Raw genomic sequence first — 22346 nt, 5'->3', positions numbered from 1 at the left:
TGTGACCCCGCTGTGCGGATCTGTGTGCTGGGGCCCGTGCGCGCCTGGGTGAACGGTGCGCCAGCCGATCTGGGCGGACCCAAGCAACGGGCGGTGCTGGCCCGGCTGGTGCTGGCGCACGGTCAGGTGGTGTCGGTGGACCGGCTCATCGAGGACCTCTGGGAGGGCGAACCGCCACCGAAGGCGCTGGCCGCATTGCAGGCCTACATCTCACACCTGCGACGCGTGCTCGAACCCGGCAGGCAACGCCGGGCCGCCGCCCAGGTGATCGTCAGCGCCGCGCCGGGCTACTGCCTGCGGCTGCCCGAGGCCGCCGTCGACGTGTGGTCGGCGGAGGCCAAAACCGTTGCCGCCGAAACACACTCGGACCTGCTGGAGGATGTGCTCACCGAGTGGCTCGGCGACCCGTACGTGGAGGTCGCCGACACCCTGTGGGCCGCCCCGGAGGTGGCCCGGCTGACCGAACTGCGGCTCTCGGCCGTCGAATCCTATGCGGCCGCCCAGTCGGCGCTCGGCCAGCACGCCGTGGTGGTGCGGGTACTCGAGCCGCACGCCCGCGACCATCCCGGCCGGGAGGCGGCCGCCTGCCTGCTGGCCGCCGCGCAGTACCGGGCCGGCCGCCAGGTCGCCGCCCTGGACGCGCTGCGTCGCACCCGCGAGTATCTGACCGACGAACTCGGGCTCGAACCGGGCCGCGCGCTGCGCGACCTGGAGCGCGACATCCTGCGCCAAGCCGAACACCTCGACCCCATCACGGTGGCGCCGGCTCGGGCCGCCCCGGTGACACCGCCGCCGGCGGCATCCCGGACCCGGGGCCGCGCAGCTGAACTCGCCGCGATCGAGGCCGCCGCCACCGGGGCCCGCGACGACGGGCTGAAGGTGGTGTGGATCGGCGGGGAGGCCGGCGCGGGCAAGACCACGCTGGCCGACACGGCCGCCGCGGCACTGCAGCGGGCCGGCTGGACGGTGGCCTTCGGGCGCTGCCCCGAGGTGGACGGCGCGCCGGCGGGTTGGGCGTGGACCGAAGTGCTCCGCCCGTTCCGGCCGACCCTGGACCCTGGGCAGGCCTCGGCGCTGGCGGCGTTGTTGCACGACGCCGGACAGCCCGCCCACGACAGCAGCGCCTTCTGGCTGGCGCACGCCCTTGCCGACGTGCTCGGCCGGGCCGCCGCCGGACAGCCGCTGGTCGTCGTGCTCGACGATCTGCACCGCACCGACGGCCTCACCCTGGAACTGCTGCGCCTGCTCGCCGACCGGCTGGGCGAACGGCCGGTGCTGGTCATCGGCACCTACCGCCCGTCGGAATCCGGTGCCGAGCTCGACATGGCCCGCGCCGCGCTGGCCAACCACACGGCCGCGCATCTGATGTTGACCGGGCTGGACGACGCGGCCCTCATCGGCGTGGCCACCGACTGTGGCTTGCCCACAGTAACCGGTGCCACCCTGAAGTTGTTGCGGGACAGGACCGGTGGTAATCCGTTGTTCGTTCGGGAGATGGCCCGGCTGATGGTTGCCGAGGGCTCCGACGCCGCCCACGGCGGGGTGCCGGCCGGGGTGCGCGACGTGGTGCGCCGCCGGCTGGCCCGGCTGCCGGGCCAGACCGTGACCGTGTTGCGCCAGGCCGCGGTGCTCGGCCGCGAGGTCGACCTGGACCTGCTGGAGGAGCTGGCCCACACCGACACCGACTTACTCGACGCGCTGGAACCTGCGGTGCTGGCCGGATTGCTCGACGAACCGGGTCCGGGCCGGATCCGGTTCGCGCACAGTCTGATCCGCGACACCCTCTACGACGACACCTCGCTGCTGCGCCGCACCCGGCTGCACTCCACGGCGCTGAGTCTGCTGGGCGGGCGTAACACCGACGCCGCGTCACTGGCCTACCACGCGGTGGCCGCCGCCACCCCCGAGACCGCCTCGCAGGCAGCAGAATTCGCGATGTCGGCGGCCCGGGAGGCCGATGCGGTGGGCGCCCCGGGCGAGGCGGCCCGGCAATGGCGGGCCGCGGTGCGGATGTTCGAGCTGGCCGCCGCGCAACCGCACCGCGCCGTGCCGGCCCGGTGCGGGCTGATCTCGGCGCTGGCCCGGGCCGGTGATGCCATCTCGGCGCGCCAGGAACTCAACCGCACCGTAACGCTGGCCGCCGGGGATGACGGCCTGCTGGTACGCGCGCTGACCGCGCTGGACAGCCCACTGGTGTGGCGGCTGCGCACCGGCGACCACATCGACCCTGTCATCGTCGACCCGCTGCGCCGGATTCTGGCTCAGAACTACCCGCCGCAGGTCCGGGTGCACCTGCTGATCACCTTGTTCAAGGAGGTCGAGGGCGCCGAGCACGACACCGCCATGGCGGCCAGCGCCGAGGCCCTGGAGTTGGCCCGGGCGCTGCACGCGGCCGATCCCGACGCCCACGCCCGGCTGCTGTGCGCGGCACTGAATGTGCGTGCATTCGCCTGCCTGGGACCGGACCTGGCGCAGCAGCGCGAACCGATGGCCGCCGAATTGCTCCGCGTCGCAACGGATTGCGGTGCCGTCGACTATCAGACCGTCGGGCATTGGCTGTTGTTCCTGGCGGCGTCGGGGCGTTCGGATCTGGCCGCCGCACTCGACCACGTGGACCAGGCGGTGGCCCGGGCCGGCACCGGCCAACTCGGATACCTGCTGGGCGTGCTCGACGCCTACGTCGCCCAGCTGACGGTGCTGGCCGGGCGCCCCGATGACGGGGAGGCGCGCTATCTGGCCGCGGGCGCCAGCCTGGCCGAGCACGGCGTGGCCAACGGGGTGCTGCTCGGTCTGGTAGGCCGGGTCAGCGCCGCGCTGACCCGCGGTGACCTCGGGCCGATGGCCGATGAGTTGCTGTTGCTGCACCGCACCGTCTCCGCGACGATGGCCGACGGTGCGGTGTTGGCCCTGTTGGCGGTGGGCAGAAGGGCCGAGGCACAGGAGGTCTGGTCCCAGCGTGTACCCACCGAGCGGTCCTATTACTGGGTGGCGATGACGACGCTGCGCGTGCACGCCGCCGTCGCGATCGGCGACCTGGCGGTGGCGCGCACCGAAGCTGCCGAATTGCTGCCGTACAGCGGGCGGATGGCCGGACTTGACAACGGCACGCTGCTGACCGGCCCGGTCGACGAGGCGCTGGGCGCGCTGGCCGAGGCGGACGGCGATGCCGCCGCGGCCGTCCGGTACCGGACGGCCGCAGCGCAATTGCGTAAGCTCCTGGCCGATGAGGCGGCCCGGCTGATCAGCTGAACACTTTGCGCTCAAAGCGCTTGTGCCGCCATGACATCAACTTGATGAACCCGATCAGCAGCGGATTGGCCGCGGCGGCCATCCGCGCGTACTCGTCGTCGGTGGCCGCACCGACGATGCGGGGACCGTCGAAGGACATCCGGCCGGCACGCTGGGCCGCCTTCTCCACGACGGCCCAGTCGTCGACCGACACGTGCCGGCGGATCACCTCGAACACCTCGCGCTCCTCGTCGGCGATGTGCTCACACACCAACTGATGCAGGTCGGCCAGCGCGGCGGCCAACGGCGCCGCGGTGGGCCGGCCGGGCGCCTTCTGGAAGGCCACGGCCAGCGATGTGATCCGGTCCAGCCGCGGGTCCAGCGCGGCGTGGTCGTCGGCGAGCTCGGACAGGTCGACGAAGCTGCCGGCCGACGCCGTCACGATCGGCCACAGCACCTCGTCCTCCACGGTGTGGTGATGGTGGATGGACTCACACAGCAGCCGGATGTAACGGGCCACCTCCCTGGGGTGCGCACAGGTGTGGGCGCCGCGCGCGACGGCGGCCAGCAGATTCGCCAGCCGCCCCACATCGGTGATCATCGCGCGGTGGGCGATGGTGATGCCGGACAAGTCCGGTTGGCTTGCGTGTTGGGCGGATTGTGGGGAGCTGTTCATGGGGTATACGTTGTCCCGCCGCACTTGTGACGCACTTGCGACGGGCTTGCGGTAAGTGCGCAAGAATCGGGTCATGGCTGCAAATCCACGTGCCGGCAAGCCGGCCGATCCTTCGGACCTCATCGATGTCGCCCAGGTGGTGACGGCCTACTACACCGTCTTGCCCGACCCCGACGACGTCGCCCAGCAGGTGGTGTTCGGCACCTCCGGCCATCGCGGATCCAGCCTGGACGGCGCCTTCAACGAGGCACACATTCTGGCCACCACGCAGGCCATCGTGGAGTACCGCGCCGGCCAGGGCACCACCGGCCCGCTGTTCATCGGCCGGGACACCCACGCGTTGAGTGAGCCGGCCTGGGCGTCGGCGCTGGAGGTGCTGGCCGCCAATGACGTGGTCGCGATGATCGATGCGGCCGATCGCTACACCCCGACCCCGGCCGTCAGCCACGCCATCCTCACCTTCAACCTCACCTTCAACCGCGGCCGCGGCTCAGGTAACTCTTCCTCCTCGCGTGCGGGCGCCCTGGCCGACGGCATCGTCGTCACCCCGTCACACAACCCGCCCCGCGACGGCGGCTTCAAATACAACCCACCCAACGGCGGACCGGCCGACACCGACGCCACCGGTTGGATCGCCAAGCGCGCCAACGAGATCCTGCGGGACGGCCTCAAGGCGGTGAAGCGGGTGCCGCTGGCGCGAGCGCTGCAGACCGCCCAGCGCCACGATTACCTGAACGCCTATATCGAGGATCTGCCCAACGTGGTGGACCTGCACGCGATCCGGGCGCAGGGCATCCGGATCGGCGCCGACCCGCTCGGCGGGGCCAGCGTGGACTACTGGGGTGCCATCGCTGAACGGCACAAGCTGGACCTGACGGTGGTGAACCCACTGGTCGACGCGACGTGGCGGTTCATGACCCTGGATACCGACGGCAAGATCCGGATGGACTGCAGCTCGCCCAACGCGATGGCCTCGCTGATCGCCAACCGGGACCGCTATCAGATCGCCACCGGCAACGATGCGGACTCCGACCGGCACGGCATCGTCACCCCCGACGGCGGCCTGCTGAACCCGAACCACTTCCTGGCCGTCGCCATCGACTATCTGTACTCGCATCGTCCGTCGTGGCCCGGCAGCACCGCGGTGGGGAAGACGGCGGTGAGCAGCTCGATCATCGACCGGGTGGTGGCCGGGCTGGGTCGCAAGCTGGTCGAGGTGCCGGTCGGCTTCAAGTGGTTCGTGGACGGATTGATCGGCGGCTCAATCGGTTTCGGTGGTGAGGAGAGCGCGGGCGCGTCCTTCCTGCGGACCGACGGCTCCACCTGGACCACCGACAAGGACGGCATCATCCTGGCGCTGCTGGCCTCGGAGATCCTGGCGGTCACCGGCTCCACCCCGTCCCAGCGCTACGCCGAACTGGCCGAGAAGTACGGAGCCTCGACGTATGCGCGCATCGACGCGCCCGCCGACCGGGACCAGAAGGCCCGGTTGTCGAAGCTGTCGGCCGAGCAGGTGAGCGCCACCGAGCTGGCCGGGGAGCCGATCACCGCCAAGCTGACCACCGCCCCCGGCAACGGGGCCGCCCTCGGCGGGTTGAAGGTGACCACCGAGAACGCCTGGTTCGCGGCGCGGCCGTCGGGCACCGAGGACGTCTACAAGATCTACGCCGAGTCGTTCAAGGGCCCGGAACATCTGGCGCAGGTGCAGCAGGCCGCCAAGGAAGTGGTGAACTCCGTCATCGCCTGAACCGCAATCTCGGCGCCCGAATACAGTCGACGCCGTGAGTCTTGCGGAGGGCGACTGTACGGCGCCCGAGAAGCCGAAGCTGCCCGGCGAAGTCTGGGTGTTGATCACCGCCAACGCGGTGATCGCGCTCGGGTACGGGGTGGTCGCCCCGGTCCTGCCGCAGTACGCTCGCAACTTCGGCGTCAGCATCAGTGCGGCGACGTTCGTCATCACCGCGTTCGCGTTGATGCGGTTGTGCGCGGCGCCGGCCAGCGGCATCTTCGTGCAGCGGCTGGGGGAGCGGCGCGTCTACCTGACCGGTCTGTTGATCGTCGCCGTCTCGACCGGGGTGTGCGCCTTCGCGGACACCTACTGGCAGCTGCTGCTGTTCCGGTCGCTGGGCGGTTTCGGCTCGGCGATGTTCACGGTCTCCTCGCTGGGGCTGATGATCCGCATCTCGCCGCCGGACGCCCGCGGCCGGGTGGCCGGCATGTTCTCCAGTGCCTTCCTGGTCGGCTCCGTCGGCGGCCCGGTGCTGGGCTCCCTGACCGCCGGGCTGGGGCTGTCCGCGCCGTTCGCCATCTACGGGGTGGCGCTGCTGGTGGCGGCGGCCGTGGTGTGGGTGAGTCTGCGTCATTCCCCGCTGGCGGCGCCTGCCGACCAGGGCGGACCGACGGTGACGGTGCGCGACGTACTGAACAACCGGGCATACCGGGCGGCGCTGTTCTCGAACTTCGCGACGGGATGGTCGGTGTTCGGGCTGCGGATCGCGCTGGTGCCGTTGTTCGTCACCGAGGTGCTGCACCGCGGGCCGCGGATGGCCGGGGTGGCGCTGGCGGTGTTCGCGATCGGCAATGTGGCCGCCGTGATCCCCAGCGGTCATCTGTCCGACCGGGTGGGCCGTCGGGTGCCGTTGATCACCGGGCTGGCGATCTCCGGGGTGGCGACGCTGCTGGTCGGGTTGGCGTCCTCGCTGACCTTGTTCCTGGCGGCCGCTTTCGTGGCGGGGGCGGCGGCCGGGGTGTTCACCTCGCCGCAGCAGGCCGCGGTGGCCGACATCATCGGCAGCAAGGCCCGCGCCGGCACCGCTGTGGCGGTCTACCAGATGATGTCCGACGTCGGGGCCATCGCTGGATCGCTGGCCGTCGGGCAGATCGCCCAGTACCTGTCGTTCGGGTCGGCCTTCGTGATCAGCGGGGTGATCCTGCTCGTGGCGGCGCTGGGGTGGGTTTTCGCGCCGGAGACCGGCGCAACGACCTCCCAAGAGCACACCCCGGCCCGTCCGTTGGGACCGGAGGCCGGGGGAGAGCTTCCGTGACCAGCGGTTTTGAACCAGGGGTACGGGTGGTGTACTTTCGGTGAGCACAAGTTACGGGGCTATGGCGCAGTTGGTAGCGCACCACACTGGCAGTGTGGGGGTCAGGGGTTCGAATCCCCTTAGCTCCACTCCTGAAGATCCGTTCCGACCACACTCGGAGCGGATTTTTTCATTCCGGTCAGCAACGCGCGCACGCCCGCCCGCGCCGCTAAGGTGAGCCGGAATCAAGCAGTCAGGCGTGGCACCGTCGGCACGCCGCCGCAGGCAGACCTCTCGAGCATGGATCGGCAGAAAACATCAACACCCTCATCCGCGAGGTGGGCGCCCACCTCGACGTGGACATCAACGGCCCGTCCACATTGGAGTTCCAGATCGCCGTGGCCCCGCACCCCGGTGCGCAGATATCGGAATACCTGGCATTCGTCATGAACGGCCAGCAGATCTTCGCGACCGAGATCGCCGGCGTGCACGGTAACCGGATCCACAAGTTCGACGCGCCCGTGGGCCAACTGACCGTCGACTACACCGCGACGATCGTCGGCCGCAGTGAGCCCGCGCCGGTCACCGATTACGACCTGTCGCAGTATCTGCGGCCCAGCCGCTACGCCGAATCGGACAAGTTCTTCGGCTTCGCCGGATATGAGTTCAATCAATACTCCGACACGGCAACACTATTGGCGAACATCTCGTCATGGGTGGGTAGGCGGTTGAGCTACGTGCCCGGCTCCAGTGATCCCATCGACGGTGCCGAGGACACGCTGCTGGCGGGTGCCGGGGTGTGCCGCGATTACGCGCACCTGGTGGTCGCCTTGCTGCGGGCGGTGAACGTCCCGGCCCGACTCGTCGCGGTGTACGCACCGGGCTGCATGCCGATGGATTTCCACGCTGTCGCAGAGGCTTTCGTGGACGGGCAGTGGCGCGTCGTCGACGCCACCTACCTGGCGCCGCGGCAGACGCTGGTCCGTATCGCCACCGGACGCGACGCGGCCGATACGGCTTTCCTGGACAATCATGGGGGTTCGATCACCCTCACCAACATGGTGGTCACCGCGACCACCAACCAGAACCTGCCGTTCGACGCGGTCGATGAGTTGGTGTCGATCGGTTGATGGCGGTGCGCGCCCTCATATGAAGGCGACGCCGGTGAGCTTTTCCGACACCGCCCACAATCGCGCAGCGCTTTCATTGTCACGCAATGGCTTCCACAATTTCTGGACGCCGGGCGGGCCACCTGCGTTGCCCGGCCACTGCGGCCCGAAGAACACGTTGTCGGCATCGGACGCGGTCGCGGCCAGCAAGGCCGGAAGTTTCGCGCTGTCCACGGTCCCGACACCGAGACCGTGCGCCGAGAGCCGGCGGATGATCCGTACACCACCGGTGTCCTGTGCCCGCCCCACCTCCGGACGTGCCGCGAGCAGATTGGTCGGGGCAACCCCGGGATGAGCGATATTGCTGGTGATACCCCACCCCATCGCCGCGCTGAGGCGGCGGAGCTCCAGGCCGAATAGCCCGACCGCGATCTTGGATTGCCGGTAGGCCGACATCCCGTCGTACTTGTGGGTCCAGCTCAAGTCGTCCCAGTTGATCGCCCCGCGGCGGGCGGCCACGCTCGTCTGCGATGTCACCCGGGCCTGGCCGGCTCTCAGCAACGGCAGCAGCAGGCCGGTCAGTGCGAAGTGCCCCAGATGGTTCGTGCCGAACTGCAACTCGAAGCCGTCGGCGGTGGTCTGCCGATCGGGCGGCGTCATCACCCCGGCGTTGTTGATGAGCAGGTGGACCGGTGCTCCGTGTCCGCACAGTTTCTCGCCGAGTGCCCGCACCGAGGCCAGCGAAGACAGGTCGAGTTCGGCCAGCGTCAGCCTCGCCCGTGGATATCGTTCGCGAATTCTGGCCAGTGCCGCCTCGCCCTTCTGCGGATTGCGCACCGGCATGATCACCTCGGCGCCCGCGGCGGCAAGACTTGTGGCGATGCCGAGTCCGATCCCGTCGCTCGCGCCGGTCACCACCGCCCGCTTTCTCGAGAGGTCGGCGATGGTCACGTCGTACTTGTTGGCTGGCATGTGCCCAGACTTCCCCGCAGGGCGCCAGGTATCCACGGCCTGACGATCCGTGGATGAGCATCGCGGGCCGGGGGAAACTGGCCAGGTGATCGATCGCGCGGGATTGGCCGAATTTCTGGTGCGCCGCCGGGCGGCGCTGCAGCCTGAGGACGTCGGACTGCCACGCGGGCAGCGCCGACGAACCAGTGGGTTGCGGCGCGAGGAGGTCGCCGCGCTGTGCCACATGTCGACGGACTATTACTCGCGGCTGGAACGCGCGCGCGGCCCGCAGCCGTCGGCACAGATGATCGCCGCGATCGCCCAAGGGCTGCACCTGGCCCGGGATGAGCGCGACCACCTGTTCCGGCTGGCCGGACACCCACCGCCGGAGCGCGGAGCGGGCACCGACCACATCAGCCCGGGCATGCTCCGAATCTTCGACAGGCTCACCGACACCCCGGCGGAGATCGTCACCGAACTCGGCGAGACCCTGCGGCAGACCCCGCTGGGGGTCGCCCTGGTCGGCGACCTGTGCCGGTTCACCGGTCCATCGCGCAGCATCGGGTACCGATGGTTCACCGACCCGACGACGCGTGACCTCTATCCGGGCGACGACCACGCTTTCTACTCCAGGATGTACGCCTCGGGACTGCGACGAGTGCTCACGGTGCGCGGTCCCGGCTCCAAAGCCGCTCACCTCGCCGAGCTGCTCACCTCCGAATGCCCTGAATTCCAAGCACTCTGGGATGCCCACGAGGTCGGCATCACACCGCACGAGGTCAAGCGATTCCGCCATCCCGTCGTCGGACTGCTGGAACTGAACTGCCAGATCCTGCTCGATCCGCAGGATTCGCACTCGCTGCTGGTGTACACCGCGGCGCCGGGCAGCGAAAGCCACGAAAAGCTGGCGCTGCTGTCGGTGGTCGGCTCGCCGTCCTCGGTGTGACGAACCCGCGCCGCCGGCGTCGATGACAAAAACAGTTGCCGCCGTGTGGATTAGAAAGCCTTCCCGCTGGGTACACAAGTGTTTGTCGGCGTCGTAAATAACTTAGGAGTATCAGGTGATCGTCCTCGGTATCATCCTCATCGCGATCGGCTATCTGTTGCCGGTCCCCGCAGTCATCGCCACCATCGGGTGGATAGTTCTGGTCGTCGGCCTGGTGTTGTTGGTCCTCGGCCAGGTGGGGCGCCCGATCGGTGGGCGCAAAGTCTGGTATTAACCGCACGCTGAGATTTCCAAGGTCGAAGTGCCCCCAGCCTGATGGCTGGGGGCACTTCGACCTTGTCTCAGGGTGCCCGGCGCAGTACCGTCACCTTCAATGACCGACCAGTCGGTCGGTGAATTGAAGGAGCTGACCTCGTGACGAATCGCATCCACACCACGGCCGGTTCGGTGGCCTACGACGAGACCGGATCCGGCGACACCGTGGTGCTGTTGCACGCCACGTTGCACGACCGGCATGACTTCGCGCCGATCGTGCCCGTCCTGGCCGAGCGCCACCGTGTCCTCGCGCTGGACTGGCCCGCGCACGGCGAGTCGGATCCTGCGCCGAACATGACCGCTGAACGGATCGGCGACGTGCTCGCCGAGGTGGCCGCTGCCCTCGACCTCCGGCGCGCGGTCTTCATCGGCAACTCGGTGGGTGGTTACGCCGCCGCACGGCTGGCCATCGAACACCCGGACCGGGTCGCCGGCCTGGTGCTGGTGAACAGCGGCGGGTTCATCCCGCCCAGTCCATTGGTACGGGCGTTCACCGCCCTGATGGGCACGCCGTGGGTGACCCGCCGCGTCATGCCGCGCTTCATCCGCGGCTATATGCGCTCGGCCACACCCGCCGACGACGCGATCATCGAGGGCGCCACCGCGCTCGCGCGTACGCCGGCCGGCATTGAGACCGCGGCGTCGGTATGGCGCAGCTTCTCCGAACCGGCACACGACCTACGAGACCGTGCGCACCTGATCACCGCGCCGACACTGGTCGTCTGGGGCACCAAGGACATCGCCATCCCGGCTCGCGTAGGGCGCGCCACCCAGGAGGCGATCACCGGATCCACCCTGCGTGAGATACCGACCGGACATGTCGTCTTCTCTTCTGCGCCAGCAGAATTCCTCGACCTCGTGCTGCCGTTCCTGGCGTCGGTCGCCGTCGACGGAGCATCGAACGGCTAGCCTGCGCGTCGCTCAGCGCTTCGCGTTCTCGCCCGGCTGGACCGACCACAGCATTCCGATCACATCGTCCACCGCGACGGTGCCGGCCGCCGGATCCCCGGTGCACAACACGCCGCGCAGCACGTGCGCCTGGACGTTGGCGCAATAGACCCGCGAGTCCGCCGAGTGCGTGCGGTTGTCGCCCATCAACCAGAGTCGGCCGGCCGGCACGGTGACGGGCCCGAACGCGCTGCCCAGGCAGGGCAGCAGCGCGGGGTCCACCTCTAGGGCGGTCTTGTCGAGGTAGGGCTGGGCGACCGGGACGCCGTCCACCGTGACCCCGGTCTCCATCCGGCACTCGACGGTCTGCCCGCCCACCGCGATGACGCGGCTGACGAGCGCATGCTCATCGGGGGGTCCCAGGCCGATCACCGCGAGCGCGTCCTGCGCCCACCGCAGCACCGGGTTGTCCGACCGGGGTGACGGGTACCCGACGTCCCACCGCGCGGGTGCGCGCACCACCACCACGTCGCCGGGCCGCGGCGGGTGCGTGCGGTAGGCCAACTTGTTCACGACGACGCGGTCATCGGCTGCGACGGTCGGGGCCATCGCCACCGACGGGATCCGGTACTCCTGCCCGACGAACGCCAGGATCGCGGCCCATCCGCTGGCGATCAGGACCAGCAGTACCGCCGCGCCGGCTGCCGCGACGCGGACCCAACGGCGCCGGCGGGCGGGCGGTGGCGGGTCGGCCATGGTGCTGGTCCTCCCGGCTCGGCGTCCTGCCGCCCAGGGTAGAGACCGCGGTGGTGATATGCGATCTGGTCGCAGGCGACGCCCACGGGCAAATTTCTGTTCGCGGCGCTATGTGTTAGCTGAGATGGGAGTTGCCTGTGTTCCCACTGAGGCCAAGCCATGTTTGCCCGGGAAGTGTGCGTACCTCAGAGTAGCCATTTGCGCGAACGGCGTGAGAATGGCGAAGTTTCGTTCAAAATCGTTGCCAATCAAGCGATCTGAACATCGCCAACCCGTGGCGCGCCGTTGCCTGCGTTCGCTTATTCTTTGCACATGCTCACCAGGCCACGGCGCGAAAAGTAGCCGCTTGACCAGCACAGACGCTCCGAAAAGCCAGCCCAGCCGACAAAGACGTCTCGATATCCAGGGTATCCGTGCGATAGCGGTGCTCCTGGTGGTTCTCTTTCATGCCGAGATCCCCGGATTCGGGGGCGGCTACGTCGGCGTCGACGTGTTCTTCGTAATCTCGGGCTTCCTCATCAGCACGCACCTGTTGGAGAGCCTGCGCGACCGCGGCGGCATCGGTTACGGCGCGTTCTACGCCCGGCGAGCGCGGCGACTGCTGCCGGCGGCGTTGACGGTCATCGCCGCGACAGTCGTCGCCGCCATGGTGTGGGTGTCACCGGTGCAATTCGAATACGTCGTCAAAGACGCCATCGCCGCGGCTTTCTATGTGCCCAACCTGTTGTTCGCCTTCAACGCCACGGACTACCTGGCGGAGAAGACGCCCTCACTGTTTCTGCACTTCTGGTCGCTGGGAGTGGAAGAACAGTTCTACCTTGTCTGGCCGCTGTTGCTGGTGCTGCTGTTCGGGTGGTTCCAGCTGCGCGGCCGGATGGCCGCGGCGATCGCCGTCCTGTCCGGGGTCTCATTCCTGGCATGCGTCTGGCTGACCGGATTCTCCCAGCCCAACGCGTTCTTCATGCTGCCCGCCCGGATGTGGGAGTTCGGGCTCGGTGCCCTGGTCGCGTTCGGTCTGCTCCGTCGCGAGCGGTTACTGCCCGCGCGTGTCGCCGCGCCGGCGGGCTGGGCGGGATTGGCGACCATCGTCGGCACCGGTGTGCTGTTCTCCACCGCCACCGAGTACCCGGGATATGCGGTGGCGGTGCCGGTCGTCGGGGCCGCCTTGCTGATCGCCGCGGGGCCGGTGGCGTGGGGGCCCGCCGCGCTCCTGAGCCTTCGTCCGGTCACCTGGATCGGTGACATCTCCTATTCGCTATACCTGGTGCACTGGCCGGTGCTGATGCTGCCGTTGGCCGCCGGCGGATATGTGCAGGCCTTACCGCTGTGGTTGCGCGCTGCCGCTGCGGCACTGTGCATTCCGCTGGCGTGGCTGCTCTACACCTACGTCGAGGGGCCTGGGCAGCGGGCCGGTTGGCTGACCGTCGCTCGTCCCCGGCGCACCCTGGCCGCGGCGGCGGCCGGTATGGCCGCCATCGTCGCGGTCGGTGTCACGGCCGTGTTGACGCTGAACCCGCCACTGGCCGCGGCCCAGTCCGCCCAGCACGGCGCATTGCGGCCGAAACCGGTTGGGACTCCCTACGTTCCCGCCAACCTCACTCCCGGCCTCACCCACGCCGAAGGCGATCAACCCGTCGTCTACGCCAACGGGTGTCACCGGTCGCAGTGGGCCACCGATCCCGAGGGCTGTCTGACCGGCACCGATCCCGCGGCGCCGCTGGTCGTCCTGTTCGGCGATTCCCATGCCACGCAGTGGTATCCGGCGTTGTCTACGCTCGCCGAACGTGGAGTGATCCGACTCGACAGCCACACCAAGAGCGCGTGCCCGGCTGTGCCGGTGCGCATCGTGCACTATGCCGCGTGCGACACCTGGCGTAGTGCGGTGATCGACAAGTTCGCCGCGCAGCGCCCCGCGCTGATCCTGCTGGCCGGCTATCCGCGCAACTACCTGCGCTACGCCGATGATCCAGCAGGGGAATGGGGGCGGGCGCTTGATACGGTCATCGCCCGGTTCCCCTCTGGGACCCGCGTGGGTGTCTTCGCCGACACGCCGTCTACTGGTGTCACACCATCGATCTGCCTCGGGCAGTTCATCGACGACGCGCTCCGGTGTGCTTTGCCGCGAGACGAGGCGCTCGACCAGAGCATTCGTGCTGCCGAGCGGGAGCGTTCGAGCAAGGGTGCGTTCGCCTATCTCGATTACTCCGACTATCTCTGCAATGACCGGGTGTGTCCCGCCATTCTCGGCAACACGCTGGTCTATCGCGACGGTTCCCATCTGACGGCGGCCATGAGCGCCGAGTTGGGGCCGCTGGTCGCCGCGGACGTGACCGCCCTGTTGCCCGCCCCTGCGTCGGCCGCACCAGATGGCCCGGCCGAACGGCAGCAGTTGTTCAGGCGGCAACCCGGCGGCGCGATTCGCTGACACCGGGCCCGCGGCCGGCGGGGGACGAGCCACTTAGGTTAGCCTGCACTGCATGGATACGGTGCAGGGTGTCGTCACCTCGGTCGGCGATATCGGGCCGCGGATCCGGCGCGTGATGTTCGAGGTGGCCGACCTCGACGCCCTGGCGCTGCCGGACGCCGGTGACGCCGCGCTCGGCATCTATTTTCCGGCGCCCGGCCGGCCGGGCCCCCCGGCTATGGACGGCCGGCCCGAGGGGCGGAACTACAGCGTGCGGCGCCGCGACGGCAACCTGCTCACGTGCGACTTCGTCCTGCACGAACGCGGACTGGCCACCGACTGGGTGAGACAGGCCAGCCAGGGTCAGCGCGTGCTGCTCGACCACGCGCGCAGCTGGTACCGGCCCGAGCCGAACACCGCATGGCAACTGCTGGTCGCCGACCTGTCCGGGTTGCCCGCGCTGGCCCGAATTCTCGACGAGCTCGCGCCCGGCACATCAGCCACCGCGATCGTCGAGGTAGCCGATCGTCGTGACCTGGACTACCTGCCGGCCCGACCGGATATCCCGGTGATCGTCACCGCGGGCACCGGCAATGGCCACGCTCCCAGCGGGCTGCCCGGCCTGGTCCGCGCGCACGCCCACCCCGGCGGCCGTGGGTACTGCTGGTTCGCGGGCGAGGCGCAGTCGACCCGCGAGGTACGCAAGCACCTGTGTCGCGAACACGGTTGGGAGGCCGGCCAATACGACATCGTCGGGTACTGGCGCTTCGATTCGGAAACCTGGGACCGTCACTACGAGGCCGTGAGCGCCGAAGTGGAATCGGTCTATCAGCAGGCGTTGGCCCAGGGCAAGAGCGAGAAGGCCGCCGCCGAGGAATACGACCTCGCGCTCGAGCGCGCCGGCCTGTAGCGGTGGCGATCGCGACCGCCGAATCCGATCTCGCCGCGCCGCACCGCCGGCGGCTGGCCGGATTGGCGTTCTGTATTGCGGTGCTGATCTTGGTTTGCGTTCTGAGTCTGGCCGTCGGCACACAGACCGTCGGCTTGTCTACGGTGTGGCGGGCGGTCACCCACTACACCGACACCGGCAACGAGTGGATCGTGCACGAGCTGCGCATCCCACGCACCGTGCTCGGCATAGTGGTCGGTATCGCGCTGGGCCTGTCCGGGGCCCTGATCCAGGGCATCACCCGCAACCCGTTGGCCGACAGTCAGATCCTGGGCTTGGAAGGGGTGGCCGGCCTGTTCGTGGTGTCGGCGATCGCATTGATGGGCTTTCATTCCCTGTCGAGCTACATCTGGTTCGCCTTCCTCGGCACCTTCGTGGCGATGCTGGCGGTATACGGGGTGGCCGCGTCGGGCCGGATGACGGCGACTCCGGTGCGGATGCTGCTGGCCGGCGTCGCGATAGGTGCGGTGGCCGACGGGATCTCGTTCGCCATCCGGCTGCGCTACCCGCGGGCCTTCGACTCGATGCGGTTCTGGGACGCCGGCGCGCTCGACGGAAGGCCGTTGGAAATCGCCGCCACGGTCGTCCCGTTTGTCATCGTCGGCGCGGCGCTGTGCCTGTACGTCAGCCACGGGCTCAACGCCATCGCGCTCGGCGACGATCTGGCGGTCGCCATGGGCGGCAACGTGGTTCGCACCCGGGTGCTCGGTCTGATGGCGGTGACTCTGCTGACCGGAGCGGCGACGGCAGCGGCCGGACCGATCGGATTCGTGGGCCTGATGGTGCCGCATGCCGTGCGCTGGTTCACCGGTCCGGACTGGCGCTGGATCTGCGCCTACTGTGTGTTCGCCGCGCCGGCGCTGTTGCTCGTCGCCGACGTGGTGGGACGGATCGTGGTGCCGCCGGGGGAGCTGCCCGCCGGGATCGTCACTGCCTTCATCGGCGCCCCGGTGTTGATCTGGCTGGTGCGTCGCACGAAAGCGAGCGCACTGTGAACCTTTTGGCGCCGATCGATTTCGGTCGCCGGCAGCTGGTGGTCCGCCGAGAGCCGGTGTTGGCCCTGCGCGCCTCGTGGCGCAGCGTCGTCGTGCTGTCGGTTCTCGGGTTCGGTGCCCTGGCGCTGGCGGTGCTGGCCTTGGGCGTGGGGGAGTACCCGGTGTCGCCCGCCGAGGTGATGGACGTACTGATGGGCCGCGAACAGGGTTTCGTCAGCGTCGTGGTGTTGCAGTGGCGACTACCCAGGATCGTGCTCGCCTTGGTGATCGGCGCGGCCCTGGGCATGTCGGGCGCCATATTCCAGGCGCTGACCCGAAATCCGCTGGGCAGTCCCGATGTCATCGGATTCAATTTCGGCGCGTACACCGGCGCGCTGGTGGCGATCGGTGCTTTCGGCGGTGGGTACTACCTCACCGCCCTCGGTGGGGTGGTCGGCGGTCTGCTCACGGCGGTGGTGGTCTACGTGCTGGCCTACCGCAACGGGATGGCCGGCTTCCGGCTCATCATCGTCGGGATCGGTGTGGGCGCCATGATGAGCTCGCTGAATCAGTGGATCATCCTGAAAATCAAACTGCACCAGGCGATCACCGCGGCGATCTGGCAGCAGGGCAGCCTCAACGGATTGCACTGGGAACAGGCCGTCCCGGTCCTGGTATGTGTCGCGATCGTGGTGGTCATCCTGGTGCCCATCGGCCCGCAGCTGCCGATCCTGCAAATGGGCGACGACGTGGCGGGAGGTCTCGGAGTGCGGCCCGAGCGAGCCCGCATCGCCTATTTCGGTGTGGGCGTTCTGCTCATCGCGGTCGCCACCGCGGCGGCCGGGCCCATCTCGTTCGTGGCGCTGGCAGCACCACAACTGGCCCGCCGGGTCGTGGGAACACCGGGTGTCGGGTTGGTTTCGTCGGCGGTGATGGGCGCGTTCCTGCTGCTGTCCAGCGATCTGATTGCGCTGAGAATCTTTGCCCCGGCCGAACTTCCGGTAGGCGCGGTCACCGTGGTCGCCGGTGGGGCGTATTTGATCTGGCTGCTGGTAATGCAGGCCCGGCGACAGTAGAGGGGAAGGGGAAGGGGAAGGGCAATGACTGATCTGGGCGCACGGGGCTTAGCACTGGGATACGGGGATCGTCGCATCGTCGACGGATTGACGGTGGATATCGCCGAGGGCGCCATCACCGCGATCGTCGGCCCGAACGCCTGCGGCAAGTCGACACTGTTGCGGGGGCTGGCGCGGTTGCTGCGACCGGCGGCCGGGCAGGTCGTTCTCGACGGTGCCGATATCGCCGGGCTGCGGACCAAGGATGTGGCCCGCAAGTTGGGATTGCTACCACAGACCTCCATCGCGCCCGAGGGCATCACGGTGGCAGATCTGGTGGCGCGGGGCAGGTTTCCGCATCAACGGGTGCTGCGCCAGTACTCGCGTCAGGACCAGCAGGCGGTGGCCGCCGCGATGGCGGCCACCGGTGTCACCGCGATCTCCGGCCGACCCGTGGATGAGCTGTCCGGCGGGCAGCGTCAGCGGGTGTGGGTGTCGATGGTGCTGGCCCAGGAGACCCGGGTGATTCTGCTCGATGAGCCGACCACGTATCTGGACATCGCCCACCAAATCGAACTACTGGATCTGTTCGTGGAACTGAACGCCACCCAGGACCGCACCATCGTGGCGGTACTGCACGACCTGAACCACGCCTGTCGGTTCGCGGACCGGATCATCGCCATGAAGTCGGGTGCGATTGTGGCCCAAGGTGATCCGGCCGCGGTGATCACAGCAGAACTGGTCGAAGAGGTCTACGGCTTGAAATGCCAGATCATCGCCGACCCGGAAACCGGAACGCCGCTGGTGATACCCCGGGCGTCCGCCCGCGACAGGGAGCGGGCGGACGCCCGGGCGGCGCGTTAAGAATTCGACAAGTCGGCGACCGGCTTACCCGTCAGCGCATTACTCAGCTGCGGGGTGAGCACGTTCAGTGCGTAGAGCATTGCTTCGGGTCCGTTGTAGGTGAGCGCGCCGCTCAGGGCGGAATCCGAACCGGCATACAGCGTGCGGCCGTCCTGCACGACCTTCAGCCGGGCGAATGCCGGCGAACCGGCCACCTGCTCCTTGGTGAGGCCGTTGACGAACAGCACGTCACCCTCGAGCAGCGACAGCTTCTCGTCCGACACGTCGCCGGAGGTCTGCTGCGCCTTGAATCCCAGCGCGTCGAACAACTGGCGGTGTGCGTGGCCGGCCGGAAGCAGATACTGCGAGTTCAGCTCGGAGGTGTAGTCGGCGACCAGAGTCTTGTCGGCGAACTCGGGGTGCGCAGCTCGGGTCTCGCTGATCTTTGTGTTGACCTTCTCGACGAGCGCCTGGGCTTGCGTCTCCTTGCCCAGGCTCTTGCCGATGGTCAGAAGCTGGACATCCCAGGGAGTTTCCTCGTCCGGATACTTATCGGACTGGATCACTGTCGGCGCGATCTGCGACAGCTGGTCATAGGTCTTCTTGTCGATGGTCTCGGAGACGGCGAAGATGACGTCCGGCTTCGCCTTGGCAATGGCCTCGTAGTTGATCTCGTCGCCCGGGATCACGGGCACGCCCTTGCCGTCGGTGGCCTGCTTCACCCACGGGAAGTCGTTGTAGTTGTCGAAGAAGCTGCGGGTACCCACAGGTACCACACCGAGCGCGAGCACATCGTCCTGGTCGTTCCAGCCCACCGTGACCACCCGCTGCGGGTTGGCGGGAACCTTCGTTTCGCCGAATTTGTGTGCGATCGAATCAGATTCCACGGCCGCAGCAGTGCTTGAGCCGGCGTTTTCGTTCGTTGTGGTGGACCCGCCGCAACCGGCCAGGAGGCCGGTGCCGACCGCCGCGGCGGCCAAAAGGACTGTGGTACGCCGGAAGACCATTCTGGGGTTTGTAAGCGACATAAGGTTAGGTTAACCTACGCTTCGCGGCTGACTGCCAGTCAGGTGTGAACCGACTTAACAACTGCTGGAGGGACATATGTTCCGAACCATGCTGGGGGGCAAGGTGCACCGCGCCACAGTCACCCAGGCCGACCTGCACTACGTCGGATCGATCACCATCGACCAAGACCTGATGGGAGCCGCGGATATCCTCGAAGGCGAGCAGGTCGATGTCGTGGACATCACCAACGGCGCGCGCCTGACCACGTATGCGATCACCGGGGCGGCCGGATCAGGGGTCATTGGGATCAACGGGGCGGCAGCGCATTTGATCAACCCTGGCGACCTGGTCATCATCATGTCCTTCCGGACTCTCGACGATCGGGAGATCGCCGATCACGCACCCCGGGTGGTGCACGTCGATGAGCGCAATCGCATCGTGGCCCTCGGCTCCGACCCCGCCGAGCCGGTGCCTGGTGCGATCAATCAGATGGCGGGAGCCTGATGTCATTCATCCCCGGAAAAGGCAATTCGAGCAACGGAATAGATCCCGTCCTCGACGTTGTCGGCGTGGGTTTTGGCCCGTCGAACCTCGGTCTGGCAATCGCCATCGAGGAGCACAACAACGACGGTGGACCCGATCCGGCGATCACGGCCGAGTTCATCGAGGCCAAGCCGGAATTCGGCTGGCACACCGGCATGCTCATTCCCGGCACGACGATGCAGATATCATTCCTGAAGGACTTGGCTAGCCAGCGCAACGTGCGCAGCCGCTACACGTTCCTCAGTTATCTGACCGAGCGCGAGCGGCTCAACGACTTCATCAATCATCAGACGTTCTTCCCGACCAGGCTGGAGTTCCACGACTACCTGGAGTGGGCAGCGGCGCGGGTCGGTGCCACGGTGCACTACGGTACCCGCGCGGTGGCGGTGCGCGACGAGGGAGACTGCCTTGCAATCGATGTCGCACGCGACGGTAGACCGTCGACGCTGCGGGCCCGCACCGTCGTGCTCGCGGGCGGGCTGCAGGCGCAGTTGCCGATCGGGGTCACCGAGACGGCGCGACAGTTCCACAATCACGAGTTGCTGATCAAACTCCCGAAGGTGCCGTCGACGAGTCACCGCCGCTTCGTCGTGGTGGGGGCCGGACAGAGTGCCGCCGAGGTCACCGACTACCTGCACGTCACCTATCCCGAGGCCGAAGTTCACGGGGTGTTCGCCAAGTACGGGTACAGCCCTGCCGACGACAGCCCTTATGCAAACCGGGTTTTCGATCCCTCCGCGGTCGACGATTTCTACACGGCGGAGCCGACGGTGCGGCAGCGGCTGATCGACTACCACCGTGCCACCAACTACTCGTGCGTGGATCTACCGCTCATCGAGGAGTTGTATACCCGCGAATACGCCGAGCGGGTCGCAGGTATGCGCCGGCTGTTCTTCCGGGGTGCATCGAGTGTGCAGAGCGCTGTCGAACACGAGACCGGCGTGCGTGTGACCATCGAGCATCACCCCACCCGCGCGGTCGAGGTGCTGGACTGCGACGCGGTGGTCTACGCGACCGGCTTCACCCCGATGCCGTTGCCGGACATGCTCGGTGAGCTCTACGACGTCGACGAGCTCGGAGCGGGCCTGCCGGATCTGACCCGCGACTACCGGCTGCGGACCTCCCGGGAGATTTCGGGTGCGATCTATCTGCAGGGCGGCACGGAGCACACCCACGGGCTCAGCTCGTCACTGTTGTCGAATGTCGCGGTGCGCTGCGGCGAGATCGTCGAGTCCATCGCCCGACGTGTGGAGGTGAGCCGCCCGACCCACGAACTCGTGGGTGGTCACTGACCACGGGGTGAATAGACCTGTGCGGTGGCGGGGTTGGAGGCATCCAACCCCGCTACCAATCTTTCATGGCCGGTCGGTCAGATACCCGCCGCCGCGTCCGAAGAATTCAAGGGCGGGCAGCTCGGTTCCGTCATCGAGACGCACTCGCTGAATCACCAGACCTGGCTCCTGTCCCCGGTGGGCATCGGCGCCGGTGACGATGACCATGCCGTCACCCTCGGCGATGAACACGCGTCCGGGGGTGCCGCCGTACCGGTAGCGCGATACCGAGGCCTTCAGGATCCGGATCCGTTGACCGCGGTAGTACGTCACAGCGTTCGGGTACGGATCCGAAAGGGCCCGCACGAACCGGTCCAATTCCACTGCCGACCAACGCCAGTCGATGATGCTGTCCCGGGCGGAACGCTTGTGGAAGAACGTGCGCTCGTCGAGGTTCTGCGGTGTCCAGGTTGCCACCCCGCGCTCGATGAGATCCAGTGATTCCAGCAGCACTTCGGGGATCAGGTCGATGGTGGCGCGCACGAGTTCGGTGCCGGTGTCCACCGGCCCGATCTCGATGGCTCGCTGCAGCACGATGTCGCCGGTGTCCAGGTCGTCGTCCATCCGGTGTGCCGTCAACCCAACCTCGTTGGCACCGCTGATCATTGCCCAGATGACTGGCGAGAAGCCGGTGAACCGGGGCAGCATCGAATCATGCAGGTTGAGCGTGCCGTGCGGGGGCAGGTCGAACAGTTCGCGGGGCAGCCAGGTTCGCCAGTTGTTGGCCACCATGATGTCGGGCGCCGCGCTGCTCACCGCTTCGATCAGGGCGTCGTCGGGCCGCTGCGCCAGGTACACCGGGATGCTGTGGGCGCGGGCCAGTTCCTCCACCGAATCCGCCCAAATCGATTCATACGGTTGGTCGCTCGGTGGATGCGTGACGACCAGGACTACCTCGTGGGGTGACTTGATGAGTGCCTCCAGGGTCCTGTGTCCCCAGGTTTGGTACCCGAACATTGCTACGCGCATGTCTCACCTTCTGTTTCCGGCTGTCTTTGGCAAGCCTAACCTTTGGTAGGGTGTCTGGGTTCGGGCGGGCATGCGCCACGTATGTCGACAGCCACGTGACTGTTGAGGAGACTTTGTGTCGGGCAATCCCTTTGACGACGAGACCGCGACGTTCTTTGTGCTGGTCAATGCGGAGGAACAGCATTCGCTGTGGCCGACGTTCAAGCAGGTCCCGGGGGGATGGACCATCGCGTTCGGCGCCGATGGCCAGACCGGCCGTCAGGCGTGTCTGGATTACGTCGAACGGAACTGGACGGACATGCGGCCCAAGAGCCTTCGATTGCGGATGGCCGCTGCGGGTGGCCCGGCGTTGGGTGACGGCTCATCGTAGGCACCGAG

At 67.9% G+C, this 22346-nt stretch carries 20 protein-coding genes and 1 tRNA gene; 16 read left to right on the top strand and 5 right to left on the bottom strand.

Features of this window, described 5'->3' with window-relative positions; genetic code table 11:
- The first annotated feature begins 36 nt into the window (after nt 1-36).
- Entirely contained in the window at nt 37-3249 is a 3213-nt protein-coding gene (locus ACXPWS_RS22015; RefSeq protein ID WP_458708683.1) for a BTAD domain-containing putative transcriptional regulator, read from the top strand.
- Here ACXPWS_RS22015 and ACXPWS_RS22010 read toward each other — a convergent pair.
- Nucleotides 3242-3904: a hemerythrin domain-containing protein gene (locus ACXPWS_RS22010; protein ID WP_458708682.1), complete on the bottom strand. Its 663-nt coding sequence runs from the start codon at nt 3902-3904 to the stop codon at nt 3242-3244. The two genes, ACXPWS_RS22015 and ACXPWS_RS22010, sit on opposite strands and share 8 nt — an antisense overlap.
- A gap of 73 nt (nt 3905-3977) precedes the next feature.
- On the opposite strand from ACXPWS_RS22010, the gene pgm reads away from it, so the two are divergent.
- The 4 genes from pgm (at nt 3978) to ACXPWS_RS21990 (ending at nt 8057) form a co-directional block, all read left to right on the top strand.
- Nucleotides 3978-5651: a phosphoglucomutase (alpha-D-glucose-1,6-bisphosphate-dependent) gene (pgm, locus tag ACXPWS_RS22005; RefSeq protein WP_458708681.1), complete on the top strand. Its 1674-nt coding sequence runs from the start codon at nt 3978-3980 to the stop codon at nt 5649-5651.
- Between the two features lie 34 nt (nt 5652-5685).
- On the top strand, nt 5686-6948 hold the full coding sequence (locus tag ACXPWS_RS22000) for an MFS transporter (RefSeq protein ID WP_458708680.1): 1263 nt from the start codon (nt 5686-5688) through the stop codon (nt 6946-6948).
- 55 nt (nt 6949-7003) lie between these two features.
- Nucleotides 7004-7076, top strand: a tRNA-Ala gene (locus ACXPWS_RS21995).
- 189 nt (nt 7077-7265) lie between these two features.
- Nucleotides 7266-8057 (top strand): transglutaminase-like domain-containing protein, encoded by a 792-nt coding sequence (locus tag ACXPWS_RS21990; RefSeq protein WP_458708679.1) that lies wholly within the window; start codon nt 7266-7268, stop codon nt 8055-8057.
- A 15-nt stretch (nt 8058-8072) separates the two neighbouring features.
- Here ACXPWS_RS21990 and ACXPWS_RS21985 read toward each other — a convergent pair whose 3' ends face one another.
- Entirely contained in the window at nt 8073-9008 is a 936-nt protein-coding gene (locus ACXPWS_RS21985; RefSeq protein WP_458708678.1) for an SDR family oxidoreductase, read from the bottom strand.
- An 85-nt stretch (nt 9009-9093) separates the two neighbouring features.
- Between ACXPWS_RS21985 and ACXPWS_RS21980 the strand changes: the two genes are divergently transcribed.
- The 3 genes from ACXPWS_RS21980 to ACXPWS_RS21970 all read left to right on the top strand — a co-directional run bounded on the left by ACXPWS_RS21980 (nt 9094) and on the right by ACXPWS_RS21970 (nt 11157).
- On the top strand, nt 9094-9933 hold the full coding sequence (locus tag ACXPWS_RS21980; RefSeq protein WP_458708677.1) for a helix-turn-helix transcriptional regulator: 840 nt from the start codon (nt 9094-9096) through the stop codon (nt 9931-9933).
- Nucleotides 9934-10048: 115 nt separating this feature from the next.
- Nucleotides 10049-10207, top strand: coding sequence for a DUF6131 family protein (locus ACXPWS_RS21975; RefSeq protein ID WP_458708676.1), 159 nt, complete (start codon nt 10049-10051; stop codon nt 10205-10207).
- Between the two features lie 140 nt (nt 10208-10347).
- On the top strand, nt 10348-11157 hold the full coding sequence (locus ACXPWS_RS21970) for an alpha/beta fold hydrolase (RefSeq protein WP_458708675.1): 810 nt from the start codon (nt 10348-10350) through the stop codon (nt 11155-11157).
- A gap of 12 nt (nt 11158-11169) precedes the next feature.
- Here ACXPWS_RS21970 and lepB read toward each other — a convergent pair whose 3' ends face one another.
- On the bottom strand, nt 11170-11892 hold the full coding sequence (gene lepB / locus ACXPWS_RS21965; RefSeq protein ID WP_458708674.1) for a signal peptidase I: 723 nt from the start codon (nt 11890-11892) through the stop codon (nt 11170-11172).
- 433 nt (nt 11893-12325) lie between these two features.
- On the opposite strand from lepB, the gene ACXPWS_RS21960 reads away from it, so the two are divergent.
- From ACXPWS_RS21960 to ACXPWS_RS21940, 5 genes are read left to right on the top strand one after another with little or no spacing between them, the layout of a single operon-like run.
- Complete coding sequence (locus ACXPWS_RS21960; RefSeq protein WP_458708673.1) at nt 12326-14317, top strand: acyltransferase family protein; 1992 nt, start codon at nt 12326-12328, stop codon at nt 14315-14317.
- A 52-nt stretch (nt 14318-14369) separates the two neighbouring features.
- The gene (locus ACXPWS_RS21955; protein ID WP_458708672.1) at nt 14370-15206 is read left to right on the top strand and encodes a siderophore-interacting protein; all 837 of its coding nucleotides are present in this window, start codon (nt 14370-14372) and stop codon (nt 15204-15206) included.
- An 8-nt stretch (nt 15207-15214) separates the two neighbouring features.
- Nucleotides 15215-16240 carry an iron chelate uptake ABC transporter family permease subunit gene (locus tag ACXPWS_RS21950; RefSeq protein WP_458713648.1) on the top strand — a complete coding sequence of 342 codons (1026 nt, stop codon included), beginning with the start codon at nt 15215-15217 and terminating at the stop codon, nt 16238-16240.
- A gap of 5 nt (nt 16241-16245) precedes the next feature.
- The gene (locus ACXPWS_RS21945) at nt 16246-17295 is read left to right on the top strand and encodes a FecCD family ABC transporter permease (RefSeq protein WP_458713647.1); all 1050 of its coding nucleotides are present in this window, start codon (nt 16246-16248) and stop codon (nt 17293-17295) included.
- Nucleotides 17296-17319: 24 nt separating this feature from the next.
- Nucleotides 17320-18138, top strand: coding sequence for an ABC transporter ATP-binding protein (locus tag ACXPWS_RS21940; protein ID WP_458708671.1), 819 nt, complete (start codon nt 17320-17322; stop codon nt 18136-18138).
- On the opposite strand, the gene ACXPWS_RS21935 is transcribed toward ACXPWS_RS21940, so the two are convergent.
- Nucleotides 18135-19004: an iron-siderophore ABC transporter substrate-binding protein gene (locus tag ACXPWS_RS21935; protein ID WP_458708670.1), complete on the bottom strand. Its 870-nt coding sequence runs from the start codon at nt 19002-19004 to the stop codon at nt 18135-18137. The genes ACXPWS_RS21940 and ACXPWS_RS21935 overlap by 4 nt on opposite strands.
- Before the next feature lie 217 nt (nt 19005-19221).
- Between ACXPWS_RS21935 and panD the strand changes: the two genes are divergently transcribed.
- Together panD and ACXPWS_RS21925 are read left to right on the top strand one after the other, a co-directional pair.
- A complete protein-coding gene (gene panD / locus ACXPWS_RS21930) occupies nt 19222-19629 on the top strand; it encodes an aspartate 1-decarboxylase (protein WP_458708669.1) in 408 nt (135 codons plus the stop codon).
- Nucleotides 19629-20960 (top strand): lysine N(6)-hydroxylase/L-ornithine N(5)-oxygenase family protein, encoded by a 1332-nt coding sequence (locus ACXPWS_RS21925; protein ID WP_458708668.1) that lies wholly within the window; start codon nt 19629-19631, stop codon nt 20958-20960. The genes panD and ACXPWS_RS21925 overlap by 1 nt, the downstream gene beginning before the upstream one ends.
- 63 nt (nt 20961-21023) lie before the next feature.
- On the opposite strand, the gene ACXPWS_RS21920 is transcribed toward ACXPWS_RS21925, so the two are convergent.
- Nucleotides 21024-21968 (bottom strand): methionyl-tRNA formyltransferase, encoded by a 945-nt coding sequence (locus ACXPWS_RS21920; protein ID WP_458708667.1) that lies wholly within the window; start codon nt 21966-21968, stop codon nt 21024-21026.
- A 115-nt stretch (nt 21969-22083) separates the two neighbouring features.
- Between ACXPWS_RS21920 and ACXPWS_RS21915 the strand changes: the two genes are divergently transcribed.
- Nucleotides 22084-22338 (top strand): MbtH family protein, encoded by a 255-nt coding sequence (locus tag ACXPWS_RS21915; RefSeq protein WP_458708666.1) that lies wholly within the window; start codon nt 22084-22086, stop codon nt 22336-22338.
- Nucleotides 22339-22346 lie beyond the last annotated feature (8 nt).

The organism is Mycobacterium sp. BMJ-28, assembly GCF_054404835.1.
Note: the sequence above shows the minus strand (reverse complement) of the source record. Positions and strands in the feature narration are given on the sequence as shown.

Coding starts and splice junctions, on each gene's coding strand:
- ACXPWS_RS22010 (WP_458708682.1), bottom strand. CDS start 3,904: ATGAACAGCTCCCCACAATCCGCCCAACACGCAAGCCAACCGGACTTG.
- pgm (WP_458708681.1), top strand. CDS start 3,978: ATGGCTGCAAATCCACGTGCCGGCAAGCCGGCCGATCCTTCGGACCTC.
- ACXPWS_RS21985 (WP_458708678.1), bottom strand. CDS start 9,008: ATGCCAGCCAACAAGTACGACGTGACCATCGCCGACCTCTCGAGAAAG.
- lepB (WP_458708674.1), bottom strand. CDS start 11,892: ATGGCCGACCCGCCACCGCCCGCCCGCCGGCGCCGTTGGGTCCGCGTC.
- ACXPWS_RS21955 (WP_458708672.1), top strand. CDS start 14,370: ATGGATACGGTGCAGGGTGTCGTCACCTCGGTCGGCGATATCGGGCCG.
- ACXPWS_RS21940 (WP_458708671.1), top strand. CDS start 17,320: ATGACTGATCTGGGCGCACGGGGCTTAGCACTGGGATACGGGGATCGT.
- panD (WP_458708669.1), top strand. CDS start 19,222: ATGTTCCGAACCATGCTGGGGGGCAAGGTGCACCGCGCCACAGTCACC.
- ACXPWS_RS21925 (WP_458708668.1), top strand. CDS start 19,629: ATGTCATTCATCCCCGGAAAAGGCAATTCGAGCAACGGAATAGATCCC.
- ACXPWS_RS21920 (WP_458708667.1), bottom strand. CDS start 21,968: ATGCGCGTAGCAATGTTCGGGTACCAAACCTGGGGACACAGGACCCTG.